Below are 13,664 nucleotides of genomic sequence, written 5' to 3'. Positions count from 1 at the left end.
CCCCGACAAGCATAAGACGCTTCAGGATTGAAGGCGTTCTTTGCCTTCAATCCTGAAGTGGCTTATGACTCGAGGGGCTAGCGCCCGGAGCTGGACAAATCGAAATGCGGAGGCGGCTTGCTCAGAATCAAGGAACGCAGGCTAAAACCGCCACGTCCTGTGGCAACGCCTGCATGACCCGCATCCTGCGGGCCCAGCCAGCATAAGACGAGCAGGACGGAAGGTTGTCCTTTAACCTTCTGGCCTGATTGGCTTATGACTCGAGGCTCTAGCCGCCGGAGCTGGACAAATCGAAATGCGGAGGGCGCTTGTTCAGCGCCGACAAGCATAAGACGCTTCAGGATAGAAGGCGTTCTTTGCCTTCAATCCTGAAGTGGCTTATGACTCGAGGGGCTAGCGCCCGGAGCTGGACACTCGAAATGCGGAGGGCGCTTGCTCAGCCCCGACAAGAAGCCAGCCTGTACAAGGCTGGCTTCCTTTCATGCAATGGAAGCATCCAGCCTTGGACGGGCTGAGTCGGCCTGCAGATAATCAGACAGACTCCCTTTGTATACAAGATGGAGCGAAAAGACTTTCTCCAGTTCATGCGGCTTAAGCAGTGAAACAGGCTTTTCCACCCGGCATCCGTTGGTTTCCTTGAGGATGGTCCCGACGAATTCAGAGCAGAAGAAGGCATTGGATCTGTTATATTCCCAGTTGAACAGCACGGCGAACAAGCCGAGCAGATTATATTTATAATGATGCCTGTTTTCTTCAAAAAATGCCGCCTGCTCCTGCATCCTGCCATATTCCTGCTCGCTCACCGTACAGGCATAAACCGCACAGCGGGCATTTGCAAACAAATTCGCGCGCACATCTTCTTTCACGAATCCCCCGGAAAACGGATTGGCAGGATTAATCCTCCCGAAGCTGTACACATCCAGCAGCCCTTCATCAAATGAGATGGATGCATGATTGAGTTCTTTTCCAGTAAAAATCCGGATCAGCTTTGTGAATAAAGTTCCCGTGTCGGTCAGCAGTACAAATACCTGGCGATGGCCCATTTCTTTTCCCTCCTGAAAAAAATGAAGGGAAATGCGCAGTGGCGACCTTGCTGCCCTTCTCCATAATCATACAGCCACAATGCTCCCTTAAAGAACGAACTCGGGTATTATTTGCTTCTAAGACCCTGGGCCTAGATGATGGGGATTAATGATGGAAAACATCAGCAGATCATCAAACTTTCCGCAGGTATATTCATAATTCCTCAGCAATCCTTCACGGATAAACCCGCATTTTCCGAAAAGGCGCTGGGACTGGAGGTTTGCCGGTTCAATCAGTGCCTGGATTCTCATCAGATTCAAATCCTCGAAGCCATACTGGATGATAGCCGTGATTGCCTCGGTGCCGATTCCCTGATTCCAACAGGCAGGATCCAGTTCAAGACCTATATCTGCCCGGAAATGGGTGGAATTCATATTCAAAAATCCGCAGCTTCCAATCAGCCCTTGTCCGTCCTTTAACGAAATTCCCCAGCGGATACCCGTTCCTTCCTCAAGAATGCGTTCATACCAGCCAATTTCGGAGCGTGCATCATCCAAGTCAGCAAATGGCTCGATTCCATAGTATTTCGTTACTTCGGCATCAGAAAGATATCCGAGGATATCCTCTGCATCCTCCATTATCACTTTCCTAAGCAGAAGGCGGGCCGTTTTGATTTCCGGAAACGATCCCTTCAATTTTTCATTTATATTATTCATTGGACATACTTCCGTTTCTCATTTTTAGTATTTATTCTCCAGCTGCGGACCCAGCCAATTCAAAGACGGGATTAGCTTCCCACTCTTCACGCAAAATGCCCATCCTGATTGAATCATAATGGACGCCTTTGTAAATCCGGCATTTCCGCAGCCTGGCTTCCATCGTCATCCCCAGCTTTTCGCCGACCTTGACCATCCGCTCATTTCCTGACCAGGTGGTGTAGCCGGTCCGGGCAATCGGCTTTGTTTGGAAAAGGTGGCTGATCCAGAGTTTCAATGCCCTGGTCCCATAGCCGCCATTCCAATATTCCGGCGAATAAATGACGATTCCCATTTCCAGCCACAGAGATGGCTCATGCTCCCAGTAATAGCTGACCGTCCCTTCTATCTTGCCGTTGATTTCGATGGCCAGCATATCCTCCTGGTTGACTACCTGCTCCTTCCGCAACTCATATTCAGCAAACGTCAGTGATTTATGCTCAAAATAGGGAGCGTCCCACTTTTTCCACGCCGGATGCTCTTCCTTAAAAGCCAGCTCCCATAACCGGGGCAGATCTTCTTCGGTGATGGTCCGCAGAATAACTTCAGCGTCTTTCAGTAACATAGCTCTACCTCTTTGTGTTTATTTTTGTAATATTTCCATTATAACAATAAAACCTCTCTCAAAAAATGGAAACTTCATTATTTCCTCATAATAAAAAACCGCCTTATGGCGGTTTCGTTAAATAGATTAATTGAAGGGCGGATCAATGCTGCTGCCGGCGCTCCACGAATAGGTTTTCCCCGGTTTTTTCGCAGGCTGGTATTTTCTCATCGGCCCTTTTTCAAGCACCTCTTTTAAAAACAGGCCACCGTCCGGGTTCTGCTGCTTCATGAGCTCCATCAGATATGTAATATCGTCCATCGCCCTGTGAGTTTGATGGTCTGTAATATTGTGGGCGGAAAGAAGGGTCGCCAGTTTGCTGTTGGCAAAGCCATACTTTTTCCATTGTACTCCCTTCATGGTGCAATACCATTTAAGGTCATTCACTTCAGGATACATCTGATACATGAAGCTTCTGTCAAATGATGCATTATGGGCAAATACAGAATCGGCTTTATTAAGGAAGGACTGGACTGACTCATCATGGAAAACCTGTCCCCTTACCATTTCAAACGGAATACCATGAATCCTGTAGGCACTGCTGTAATTTCTAAGGGCCCTGCTTGAAAGCGGCTCCCTAAGGAAAGACTCCTTTTCCTCAACCTGGAGGATTTCACCTGTAGCTCCATCATAAGAAAACAGAATAAATGCCAGTTCGATGATTTCGTCCCCGCCAGGAGCCAGGCCTGTTGTTTCTACATCGACCAGCAGTCCTTTTTTGTTTATATTCATTTTGATCACCTTTATATTTTTTTGCCTTCAAAAAGAAAGCTGGAATTTTTAACATTCTTATAGCTATTTCCTATTCTAGTATTTTCGCGGGAAAAATGACAGTTAAACCCCCTTTCTGGCTGAAAAAGGAAATTAATAAAAACACAAAAAGGCACGGCAGAGACCGCACCTTTAATAGGACTATAATGAAGCAACCCTTTCATATACATCTTTCAGGGTCATACAACCCTTATCCCGGACCTTGCTTATATAACAGCACCATAGCTCGGCAGCCAGCCGGGCATCCTCCAAAGCATGGTGCCGCTCCATGACCGGAATGCCGTTGTGGCTGCACAGGTCCTCCAGCCTCTGCAGGTTAAGCTCCGGCTCGGCAATCCGGTACAGGAAAGAGGTATCTATAATTCTGTGCTTAAGAGGAGCCTTAAAATGCTTCCAGCTCGCATTCTGCAGGAAGCTCTTCTCATGACGGGCATGATGCGCTATGATGGTCCGCGCTTCGCAGAATTTGAAGAACTCTATCAGCACTTTAGGCAGCGGTGGCGCCTCCTTAAGCTGGGAGCCCCTTAGGCCTGTAAGCTGTTCAATCTGAGGTGAGAGTGTTTTTTCATATCTGATCAGGGAATAAAACTTCTTATCCTCATTTATGGTTCCATTCTCTATCTTGACCGCCCCTATAGAAATAATCTCATCTCCCTGATCAGGAAAAAAACCAGTTGTTTCAATATCCATGACGATAGCTTCCATCCTGTCAAGCGGCACCGACAGCGCTTCCTCTGCCCGTATTTCTTTATGCAGTCTGCGCAGGAAGGCCTGCTGCTGGGAATTCTGCCCGCCCTGCATCCCCCCGAATACACCGGAATTCAGTTTCCCCGGCAGCCCTTTCATCATTTGAAACATGCTTTCAAAGCCCATTATTGGACACCCTTTTCAATCTTGGCCTGTACAAATTGGTGCAGCTTTTTTCCGCCCTTCAGGATATTGCGGAGCTCCGCCCGTTCTTCCCTTGGAAGGTTTCTTACATTCAAATAGTGTGAAGCCTCATAAGAGCGGGCACTGGAGAAAATGGATTCCCTGCAGGCCAGCAGAAGGCGGAAATTGCGCTCTGCCTTTTCCAGCGCATCCTTATACTCTGCCTTTTCCGCAAGCCTGCTGATTCTTTCAAGTGTGGAGGTTTCAAAAAACCCTTCCTTCATCGCCAATAGACGGATGCTGTTAACATAGGGAAGGAAAGCAGTCTGCTTCAAGTCTATGAAGCCCTCAAATTTTCCTTTTTCCTCAACAAGGATCTGGCCCAGGGGACCAACAGCCGGTTTTATATGCATGCTATTCTCTGCAAGCCTTTTTAAAAGTCTGGGACCTGCCATCATCTTAGTGTGCACATAAGATTTAAGCTCACTGATATACACTCCGCTTCCTTCCAGGGCCCTCGCATCATAAAAAATCTGCAGATACCGGATCGACTCCCAGCTCTCCTCCTCAATCCATCGCTCCAGCTGCTCTTTCCAGGCTTCCGCTGTTCTCCGCCATAAAGGGTTGCTGCTCATCACCTTGCCTTCACAATAGGGATATCCCGTTTCATTCAGGCCATATGACAGCTCTTGCCCCAGTTCCTGAAAGTACGCTGCTTCCTCTTCCCCCCCGGTAAAAACAATGCCGTGATCCTGGTCACTGATGACACCCTGCTCCAGCCTGCCTCCGCTGCCGGTCACAAACCAGACAAAATCCGATTCATCCGGCCCTTTTCTAACCTTTTGCACAGACTGCCTGAACACGTATTTCATCGCTTCATCATGGATTTCATTTATTTTGGATGTACTGGCGGCAGCCATGAAGATCCGGCTGTCCTTCCATTCCCTGATTTCTGCATATGACTGAAAATCCTGCAAATAAACGCACTCCCTTTATATGAAGAAAACATAAGGCCCCATGAAGAGGCCTTATGCTCATGAAGATAATTTATTATCTTTCGAAAGGAAAACCTCCGGGTATCCATAGCTGCCATGCTCACTGACATCAAGGCCCATAATTTCTTCTTCCTCAGATACACGCAAGCCATTCATAACCTTCTTTGCTATAAGCAGTATGACAAATGATACGGCAAAAGCATAGAGGGCAGATACAGCAACGCCCATGAATTGGACTCCCAGCTGTGTGAAGCCTCCTCCGTAGAATAATCCAGGCTGGCCGACTGTTGCCAATTCCGGGGTGGCAAAGAATCCGGTTGACAATGTGCCCCATACCCCTGCAGCTCCATGGACAGAAAGGGCGTATATCGGATCATCAATTCTCAGTTTCTCGAAGAATCGGACACTATAGAAAACGAGTATTCCCGCAACAAACCCAATGAGTACAGCTGCCCATGTGTCAACGAAGGCACAGGATGCTGTTATGGCAACAAGGCCAGCCAGGGCGCCATTCAGCATTGTCGTAATATCCGATTTGCCGAGAACCACCCATGAGATCAGGAGCGCTGCGACCGCCCCTGCTCCTGCAGCAAGATTGGTATTCAGGGCAACAAATCCAAAGAATGCTCCGTCAACAGAAACGGTGCTTCCTGCATTGAATCCGAACCAGCCAATCCAAAGGATCAAGACCCCAAGGGCAGTGAATACCTGGTTATGTCCGTAAATATTATTGGCAGAGCCATCTTTATTATATTTGCCGATTCTTGGTTTAAGAAGGAGGGTCGCTGCCAATGCCGCCATCGCCCCTGTCAGGTGAACGACAGTTGAGCCGGCAAAATCCTGCTTCCCATGTTCAGCCAGCCATCCCCCGCCCCAGATCCAATGGGCAACCACCGGATAGACAAGTGCTGAAAACAGAATCGTAAATATCAGATAGATTGAAAGTTTTGCCCTTTCTGCGAAGCCGCCGAGGGCAATCGTGATGGAGATTCCTGCAAAAGCAAGCTGGAAGAGGAAAAATACTGATGAGGAAAGACTCATTCCTTCAATTTCATATCCTGAATAAAAAAAGTGCGATAAACCTGTAAAGAAATTGCCGTTGTCGCCAAAAATAAATCCAAAGCCGACAGCCCAAAAAACGAGTGAGGCAAGCCCGAATGTAAAAATGGTCTTCCCCGCGATATGGCCGGCATTTTTCATTCGTGTAGACCCGGCCTCCAGCATAATGAATCCGCCAAGCATGAAGATGACCAGGACTGCACTAACCATGACCCATAAACTGTTCATCAAAAAAGTTGTATCCACTTTCTCTCCCCCTCAAATAATATATGCTTATTATCTAACAAATTCATGTTAGATAATATAACATTAAGTTTCTTACCCTTATTTTATCTCTTTTCAAACAGGTGTCAATGAGTATTTTAAAGTTTCTGATAACTACATGTTAATTAAACTAACATGAAACCGCTGTCTTCCTTGATATATATGGTTTTACTTTTTTGGGGAAAAAGTTAAAAGGGATTTACGGAAGAGGACCAGATTTAATGGCTGAACTGAATTTCGCATAAAAAAAGAAGAGGGCAACTGCCCCCTCCTGATCATCACTCTTCTTGCTTCCTCTGCTCTTCGATTTGTTCCTGCGGAAGCTGGGTATTCCGCTCCAGCTCCTTCGTTTCCTGCCCCATCCCTTTCAGGAAGGTCAGCAGCAGGGTGACGGCCCTGTTGACTTCAGGATCCTTGAGAGATCTGGCCAGATCAAAAAAGCTTGTTTTTTCCTGAGTATCTCCTGCTTCCGCCACCCTGGCAATGCCTGAGTCGATTTTAAGCAGAAACGGCTCCAGCTGTTTGACATTGATCATGCCCAGTGTCCCGCCCATCAGGAGCAAATTTTTCAATGTGTTCGAGGTTTCCGGCTTGTCAGCCGCCCTGACAAGGATGTCGAGGACTTTGTCTCCCTGGCCAAACAGTCCGCTGAGCAGGGAAAGCACCCCCCGGTCATGCATATTCCTCATGACCTTGAGCGACTCCAGGATGGCTTCTTTATTATCAATCAGGGCATCTTCCACTTCCATCAGATCTTTTTTACGCTTTTCTTCCTCGCTTAATGTCTTGCGCTGGATGTGCGTGATCGCTTTAGCCATGTTCTCGCTCCTTTTTCACAAGATCTCCCGGGAAAATATAATCCTTCCGTGCCCACTTTTTCTGAACCTGTACACCAATCTGCGGCTGCGGGTTTCCGTAGCGGTGGTTGATTCTAGGAAGCGGATCTTCGCCCTTGGCCTTCAGGATCTCCATTTTTGCCCGGATTTCTTTATAAGCCGGCGTATCTGTATCTTTATCTGCGTAGCTGCTTGTCAGCAGATTGATGGCAGCCTCTCCCCTGTCATTCATCGGAAGGTACACTTCCTTCCCTTTTACCCTGTCGGTGATATGGCATTGCACCTTCACATTCCCATAAGGAGATGAAAGTCTTACAAGCGTGCCGCTTTCCAGTCCGCGCTCTTCTGCAAGCTCCGGAGATACCTCCAGGAACACGCTTGGTGTCTTCTCGCTGATTCCTTTGGAACGGTACGTCATATTGCCTTCATGGAAATGCTCAAGAAGGCGCCCATTATTGATATGGAGATCATACTCTTCCGCAAACTCCAGCGGCTTCGTCCAATCGACCGGCACGAGCCTTGCCCTGCCATCTTCAAACGGGAACCTTTCTGTATATAAAAGCGGGGTATCCTGCCCATCCTCCGCCACCGGCCATTGCAGACTGTTATATCCTTCAAGCCTTTCATACGTCACACCGGAATATAAAGGCATCAGCCTGGAGGCTTCTTCCATGATTTCAGATGGATGCGTGTAGTTCCAGCCTGCTCCAAGGCTGTTGGCAATTTCCATGATGATCTGCCAGTCAGGCTTTGAGTCCCCAAGCGGTTCAAGAGCCTGGTACAGTCTTTGGATCCTGCGCTCGGTATTGGTGAATGTCCCTTCCTTTTCAAGGCTCGGACTTGCAGGAAGGACAACATCGGCGAACTCCGCCGTCTTGCTGAGGAAAATATCCTGGACCACGAAGAAATCAAGCTTCTCAAACGCAGCATGCACATGATTGATATTTGAATCAACGAGTCCCATATCTTCACCCTTCAGGTACATGGCCTTAAGGGTGCCGGCGTGAATGCCTTCCACCATTTCGTGGTTATTGAGCCCTGGCTCGCCCGGAAGCTCTGTTCCCCATGCCAGCTCATACTTCTTCCTGATCTCAGGATCGGCGACTTCCTGGTATCCCGGGAACATATTCGGCATGCTGCCGAAATCGCTCGCCCCCTGGACATTGTTATGTCCTCTAAGCGGGTAAGCCCCTGCACCCGGCTTTGCATAGTTGCCAGTGACAAGCAGAAGATTAGAGATGGCTGTACTGGCATCACTGCCGCCCATATGCTGGGTGATGCCCATCGCCCAGAGTGCGCAGACAGATTTTGCCCTGCCGATCATTTCTGCCATATCAATCAGCTGTTCCAGCGCAATGCCCGTCACTTCAGCCGCATACTCCATCGTGTACTTTTCCAGATTCTTCGTGAATTCATCCAGTCCGTTTACTTTTTCAGCAAGGAACTCTTCATCTGCCATGCCATTGTCAATAATATATTTGGCCACAGCTGACAGCCAGACAATATCAGTGCCTGCCTTAGGCTGCACGAACAGATCGGCCCTGTCGGCCATTTCATGCTTCCGCAGGTCTGCCACAATCAGTTTCTGGCCGCCAAGTTTATGCGACCTCTTCACCCTGGTGGAGAGGACAGGATGGGATTCTGCTGTATTGGAACCTATAATAAGGACAAGATCTGACATTTGGATATCCCGGATGCTGCCTGCATCCCCGCCATAGCCGACCGTCCTGAACAGCCCGACGGTCGCAGGAGTCTGGCAGTATCTGGAGCAGTTATCGATGTTATTTGTTCCAATTACTGCACGGCCAAGCTTCTGCATCAGAAAAGACTCCTCATTTGTACATTTAGAGGAAGAAATGAAGCTCATGGCCTGTGCCCCATGTTCATTTTTAATTTCGGTGAAACGGCGGGCAATCAGGCTGATGGCTTCATCCCATTCCGCCTCCCTGAAGAATTCTCCTTCCCGGATCAACGGCTTTGTCAGGCGCTCTTCGCTATTGACAAAATCCCAGCCGAACTTCCCTTTCACACACGTGGAAATTCCATTTGCCGGGGCTTCCGGCTGCGGATCCACCTTCAGGATTTCACGGCCCTTTGTCCAGACATCAAAGCTGCAGCCCACTCCGCAGTACGTGCAGACCGTTTTCGTTTTTTTAATCCGCTCATCGCGCATCGCGGCTTCCATATCTGAGATGGCAAGAATTGATCCGTAGCCTGTCTCGACATTTTTAGTGATTTCGATCATCGGCCGGAGCGTCTGCTTGGCAATACCGGTTAAATAGCCGGCTTCCCCTTCCATGCCTTTTTCCAGCATGGCATTGCACGGACAGACGGTTGAACAGTGTCCGCATGAAACACAAGAAGACTCATTGATTGGGACATCATTATCCCAGATGACCCTTGGTTTTTCACGTTCCCAGTCGATTGTCAGCGTCTCTGTCACCTGCACATCCTGGCATGCTTCCACACAGCGTCCGCAAAGGATGCACTGATCCGGATCATACCGGTAGAAAGGATGGGAATTATCCGCAGGATACGGTTTCTGTGCAAAAGGGACGCTCTGATGGTTGATTTTCATTTCTTTGACTGTGTTATGTACTTCGCATCCGCCGTTATTATAATCGCATACTGTGCAGTAAAGCTCATGATTGGTCAGGATGCGGTCCATCCCGATAACCTGTGCTTCCTTTACATCCGCTGATACCGTATCAATGATATCCCCATCGTTGAGCTTGGTTGAGCATGACCTGACAAGCTCCCCATTCACACTGACGATGCAGGTATCACATGTTTCAATCGGCCCGAGGCTCGGGTGATAGCACACATTCGGCACCTCCACCGATGAGTTCTGCAATAGCTGAAGGATGGTTGTCTCATCACCTGCCGCCACCTTCACTTCAGCACCATTTAGTTTTACTTGGTATGTATCAGGCAAATCACTCATCCTTTCTCACTTAATCATTTTCCTGCTAACAATCCCTCTACCCTCCTTTTTCCAAAATAAACATCCGAGGAAAAGCGGTTTCACTTGTATGTCTAAGGTCTTAGAAGAAAATCATGCGGAGGTGCATTAAAGGAGATTGGATCTTCCGGTAGAATACAAACAAGGACCATTTAATGCTAAATATAATATAGAAAGAGGTTCCCATATGAAAAAAATCATTCTGTTATTCCTGGTTATCACCGGTCTTTACCTGGCCTTTACAAGCTTCAGCCATTTCAGCTGGCTGGGCCTGGGCGCAAACGGAAAGGAAAAAGCTTCAGCCGAGCGGGTAAGCCGGATTGAAGTAAATGTGTCAGGAGTAGAGACAACTATCATCCAGGAAGAAAGAGATACCGTTGAAGCCGTTCTGGATGGCAAGGGTGAAGTGAACGTGAAGAAAAACGGCAGGACAATAAAGGTCGATTATAAACGAAAATGGCCTCACTGGTTCGGCGGCTTTGAAAAGACAGAGCTCAGCATTTATATCCCTCAAGACTATGACAAAGATCTGGACATCAATCTCGGCTCCGGAGATTTTGATTTTGCCGGCAATGAACCGATAAAGCTGCGGGACGTCTCTCTGGATATGAGCTCAGGAGATGTTATGCTCGGAGACCTTCAAGTCCGGGAATTTGAGCTTAACGGCGCATCTGGAGAACTATTCATCTCTTCATTGAAAGCAGAAGAAGCAGACCTTGAAATTAGTTCAGGCAGCACCATCATTGACAGCTTAGAAGGAAAACTTGAGGCCGGCATCGCATCAGGAGAGCTCGGCATCAAAATGAAAAAGCTTTCAGCACCTATCGACCTGGATGTCAGCTCAGGCGATGTCCAGCTCGATTTGCCTGATAGTGCCAGCTTTACACTTGATGCCCATTACAGCAGCGGTGACATTCATGCAGATGTCCCCATGGACCAAAAAGAAGTGAAAGACAACCGCATAAGCGGCTTCAATAAGGAAGGCAAACATGAAATCAAAGTTGATGTTTCCAGCGGTGATGTCAGCATTTATTAATCTGGAAAGGGCCCCTCATTATGAAGGTAGGCCCTTCTTTTCTTTCAGGATGGACGAAGATAAATGATCCATCAGCTGAAGCGCATCCGTGATCATATCTAGTTCCGGTGCTTCCGGAGGTGTATTCCCCTTTCGGACAAGCAGAGCCAATTCAATCACTGAATGCCATTTATCCGGCATATTCATGAGCCCATATTTCCCTGCCCCTGCTTTGGAGGTGATCCCGTTCTCCCGAATGGTATAAAACTGCCGCAGCAGGCCCAGTATGCTCCACTCCAGCTCTTCATAAATCATCTCTGCCGGAAGCGCCATCATTCTTTTCGGGTCAGCTTTCATTGCCTCCGTTCTTTTCCGCCAGTACGACTGGCTGTTCTCCCTGATATATTCAGCCAGGTCCTCCTCCAAAACAGGGATAGAAAGATCTGAAATGTCTGGGCCCCTTAATCTGACTCCATGATCTTTTAAGATTCTCCACATGACCGGGTTAAAGGGCGCGCCCTCTTTAAATTCCCCGCCATTATAGATATAGCGGGATTCCGCTGCAAGACTGCCAAGGTCGTCCCATATGATATAGCAGCCATCCAGTTCTGGAGATTGATGCTTAAAAGCAAGCTCTCCATGGACCCTGATAAGCCGATCTGCTTCCTCCTGACTTAAGACACCTTTTGTTACCGCAATAAAGTCAATATCGCTTTTGCCCGGCAGATAAGCTCCGAGCGCGGCAGAACCATGGATATACAGGCCTTCCAGCCTGCCTGGCAGATAACGGTCGGCCAGTTCCATATACTCTTCCATTATCAGATAAAATCCATTTCCCAATCTGCTGCCTCCCCCCTGGGATTTTCTTATCACCTTCTACTATTCGAGCCGGAAAATAAAAAACCTTCTGTAAAAGAGAAATTACCTGCCAGTCCTTCACTAAGGCCCCGGCATGCTGCTTCAGGTTAATTCATCGGTAAAAAGGGAAAGGACAATAAAAACGCTAAAGGAGAGAAATTCTTTGAAAAAAGCAATGATAGCTGCAGTTATTGTGCTTGCCGGCTGTTCTGACAGCAGCGGTGCCGAAGAAGAAGCTGTCTCCAGGCCAGCAGAGGAGCAGACAGCCGAGCAGATGATGATCGATGCCCCGCATATTTCCCAGAAGCCTGAGCTGATGAGGGGCTGCGAAGTGACAACTCTTGCCATGCTGCTCCAGGATGCTGGTGTCTCTGTTGACAAAATGACCCTATCCGAGGAAATCAAGCGGGTGCCTTTCGAGGAAAACGGTGTCCGCGGCAACATCCATGAAGGATTCGTCGGCAATATGAAGACAATGGATGAGCCTGGCCTTGGCGTTTATCATGAACCGGTCGCCGAACTGGCAGAAAACTATCTGCCGGGGAAAATAAAAGACATGACAGGTGAAAGCTTTGACTCTGTACTGGCGCAGGTCGAAGATGGCCGCCCTGTCTGGGTCATCGTCACCAGCACCTTCGATAAACTTCCTGAAAGCGAATGGGAAACATGGGAGACCGAAAGCGGACCTGTCAAAGTCACCTACAGCATGCATTCAGTCCTTGTCACAGGATTTGATGAACAAAACCTCTATGTTAACGACCCTCTCGACAAAAAAAACCGCAAGCTCCCGCGGGAAGAGTTCATAGCCGGCTGGGAGCAGATTGGAAAGCAGGCCATTACTTATGAGAAAGCGGCAGATTAACAAACGAATCATTGGCATTCCAGCTTTATGATAACAGAAGGCAGAATTTGCTCTGCCTCTTTTTCCCATTTCTCCATGAGAGATGCCGCTGTATTCAGGAACCTTTCATGGGCACTATCTCTAGCCATCTGTCCCCCTGCAGGTTTTTCTTCCGGGCCATAAAGGGAATCTGCAAACAGCCGCTTATTTTTCTACTTCTGCTGCTAAAATCCAGCCGGCAGGACAACTTAATAAAGTGAAAAACAAAAAAGACTGCTTCGCATGAAGCAATCTTTTTTCGTCATTTTGCAGTCTGATCGGGATCCTGGCCAGAGTTTATGACGGTCTCCATATAATTTTTCCCCCAGCTGTACATGCTGTCCAGGATTGGCATGAGCGTCCTGCCCTGTTCAGTAAGGGAATATTCGACCTTTGGCGGCACGACAGGATAAACTTCGCGGTGGACGATGGCGTCCTCCTCCAGCTCGCGCAGCTGGTTGACGAGCATACGCTGGGTGATGCCCGGTATAAGGGCTTTGAGTTCGCCAAATCGTTTGGTGCCTTCTTTGCCCAGGTGCCATAAAATAATCATTTTCCACTTACCGCCAATCACGGAAAGAGTCAGTTCTTTTTCACAGTTAAAGGTCTTATCCAGCATGCGGGACATCCCAACCACCTCCGAAGCCTATTATAACTCATTAGTATACTTTTAGGCACTATGTAAAAATAAAGTGCGTACTTACAATTGAGAGTTGTTATCTCTATAATAACATTCATACTGTGATATTCTAAAACACAGTTCATCCCAGAC

General features: G+C 48.1%; 13 protein-coding genes. 2 read left to right on the top strand and 11 right to left on the bottom strand.

Annotated elements, in window-relative coordinates; all coding sequences use genetic code 11:
* Positions 1-479 precede the first annotated feature (479 nt).
* From Q9R36_RS17560 to fdhF, 9 genes are all read right to left on the bottom strand, one after another.
* On the bottom strand, positions 480-1,043 hold the full coding sequence (locus tag Q9R36_RS17560) for a hypothetical protein (RefSeq protein ID WP_101549542.1): 564 nt from the start codon (positions 1,041-1,043) through the stop codon (positions 480-482).
* Between the two features lie 117 nt (positions 1,044-1,160).
* Positions 1,161-1,739 (bottom strand): GNAT family N-acetyltransferase, encoded by a 579-nt coding sequence (locus tag Q9R36_RS17555; protein ID WP_101549541.1) that lies wholly within the window; start codon positions 1,737-1,739, stop codon positions 1,161-1,163.
* A gap of 31 nt (positions 1,740-1,770) precedes the next feature.
* The gene (locus tag Q9R36_RS17550; protein WP_009793131.1) at positions 1,771-2,343 is read right to left on the bottom strand and encodes a GNAT family N-acetyltransferase; all 573 of its coding nucleotides are present in this window, start codon (positions 2,341-2,343) and stop codon (positions 1,771-1,773) included.
* A gap of 126 nt (positions 2,344-2,469) precedes the next feature.
* A complete protein-coding gene (locus tag Q9R36_RS17545) occupies positions 2,470-3,114 on the bottom strand; it encodes an exonuclease domain-containing protein (protein ID WP_101549539.1) in 645 nt (214 codons plus the stop codon).
* 180 nt (positions 3,115-3,294) lie between these two features.
* Positions 3,295-4,026, bottom strand: a complete 732-nt coding sequence (locus Q9R36_RS17540; protein ID WP_306009876.1) for an exonuclease domain-containing protein — start codon at positions 4,024-4,026, stop codon at positions 3,295-3,297.
* Positions 4,026-5,000, bottom strand: coding sequence for a putative nucleotidyltransferase substrate binding domain-containing protein (locus Q9R36_RS17535; RefSeq protein WP_009793128.1), 975 nt, complete (start codon positions 4,998-5,000; stop codon positions 4,026-4,028). The genes Q9R36_RS17540 and Q9R36_RS17535 overlap by 1 nt, the downstream gene beginning before the upstream one ends.
* Before the next feature lie 57 nt (positions 5,001-5,057).
* Positions 5,058-6,323 (bottom strand): ammonium transporter, encoded by a 1,266-nt coding sequence (locus Q9R36_RS17530; RefSeq protein ID WP_022544367.1) that lies wholly within the window; start codon positions 6,321-6,323, stop codon positions 5,058-5,060.
* Positions 6,324-6,619: 296 nt separating this feature from the next.
* The gene (locus tag Q9R36_RS17525; protein ID WP_009793126.1) at positions 6,620-7,159 is read right to left on the bottom strand and encodes a helical membrane plugin domain-containing protein; all 540 of its coding nucleotides are present in this window, start codon (positions 7,157-7,159) and stop codon (positions 6,620-6,622) included.
* Positions 7,152-10,121, bottom strand: a complete 2,970-nt coding sequence (fdhF, locus tag Q9R36_RS17520; protein ID WP_129613388.1) for a formate dehydrogenase subunit alpha — start codon at positions 10,119-10,121, stop codon at positions 7,152-7,154. The genes Q9R36_RS17525 and fdhF overlap by 8 nt, the downstream gene beginning before the upstream one ends.
* Before the next feature lie 205 nt (positions 10,122-10,326).
* Here fdhF and liaG point away from each other — a divergent pair, with 205 nt between their 5' ends.
* Entirely contained in the window at positions 10,327-11,175 is an 849-nt protein-coding gene (gene liaG, locus Q9R36_RS17515; RefSeq protein WP_129613387.1) for a LiaG family protein, read from the top strand.
* Between the two features lie 18 nt (positions 11,176-11,193).
* On the opposite strand, the gene Q9R36_RS17510 is transcribed toward liaG, so the two are convergent.
* Positions 11,194-11,994 (bottom strand): aminoglycoside adenylyltransferase domain-containing protein, encoded by an 801-nt coding sequence (locus Q9R36_RS17510; RefSeq protein WP_129613386.1) that lies wholly within the window; start codon positions 11,992-11,994, stop codon positions 11,194-11,196.
* 181 nt (positions 11,995-12,175) lie between these two features.
* Between Q9R36_RS17510 and Q9R36_RS17505 the strand changes: the two genes are divergently transcribed.
* The gene (locus Q9R36_RS17505; protein ID WP_022544370.1) at positions 12,176-12,874 is read left to right on the top strand and encodes a C39 family peptidase; all 699 of its coding nucleotides are present in this window, start codon (positions 12,176-12,178) and stop codon (positions 12,872-12,874) included.
* A gap of 280 nt (positions 12,875-13,154) precedes the next feature.
* Here the strand turns inward: Q9R36_RS17505 and hxlR are convergent, their stop codons facing one another.
* Positions 13,155-13,520 (bottom strand): transcriptional activator HxlR, encoded by a 366-nt coding sequence (hxlR, locus tag Q9R36_RS17500; protein ID WP_009793120.1) that lies wholly within the window; start codon positions 13,518-13,520, stop codon positions 13,155-13,157.
* Positions 13,521-13,664 lie beyond the last annotated feature (144 nt).

Source organism: Bacillus sp. AG4(2022) (assembly GCF_031844465.1).
GTDB lineage: Bacteria > Bacillota > Bacilli > Bacillales > Cytobacillaceae > Bacillus_AB > Bacillus_AB infantis.
The sequence above is the reverse complement of the archived record's forward strand: the minus strand, read 5'-3'. Positions and strand labels throughout refer to the sequence as shown.

Bases quoted from the DNA above. Each gene is read 5' to 3' on its own strand.
- Q9R36_RS17560 (WP_101549542.1), bottom strand. From the start codon at position 1,043: ATGGGCCATCGCCAGGTATTTGTACTGCTGACCGACACGGGAACTTTA.
- Q9R36_RS17555 (WP_101549541.1), bottom strand. From the start codon at position 1,739: ATGAATAATATAAATGAAAAATTGAAGGGATCGTTTCCGGAAATCAAA.
- Q9R36_RS17550 (WP_009793131.1), bottom strand. From the start codon at position 2,343: ATGTTACTGAAAGACGCTGAAGTTATTCTGCGGACCATCACCGAAGAA.
- Q9R36_RS17545 (WP_101549539.1), bottom strand. From the start codon at position 3,114: ATGAATATAAACAAAAAAGGACTGCTGGTCGATGTAGAAACAACAGGC.
- Q9R36_RS17540 (WP_306009876.1), bottom strand. From the start codon at position 4,026: ATGGGCTTTGAAAGCATGTTTCAAATGATGAAAGGGCTGCCGGGGAAA.
- Q9R36_RS17525 (WP_009793126.1), bottom strand. From the start codon at position 7,159: ATGGCTAAAGCGATCACGCACATCCAGCGCAAGACATTAAGCGAGGAA.
- fdhF (WP_129613388.1), bottom strand. From the start codon at position 10,121: ATGAGTGATTTGCCTGATACATACCAAGTAAAACTAAATGGTGCTGAA.
- liaG (WP_129613387.1), top strand. From the start codon at position 10,327: ATGAAAAAAATCATTCTGTTATTCCTGGTTATCACCGGTCTTTACCTG.
- hxlR (WP_009793120.1), bottom strand. From the start codon at position 13,520: ATGTCCCGCATGCTGGATAAGACCTTTAACTGTGAAAAAGAACTGACT.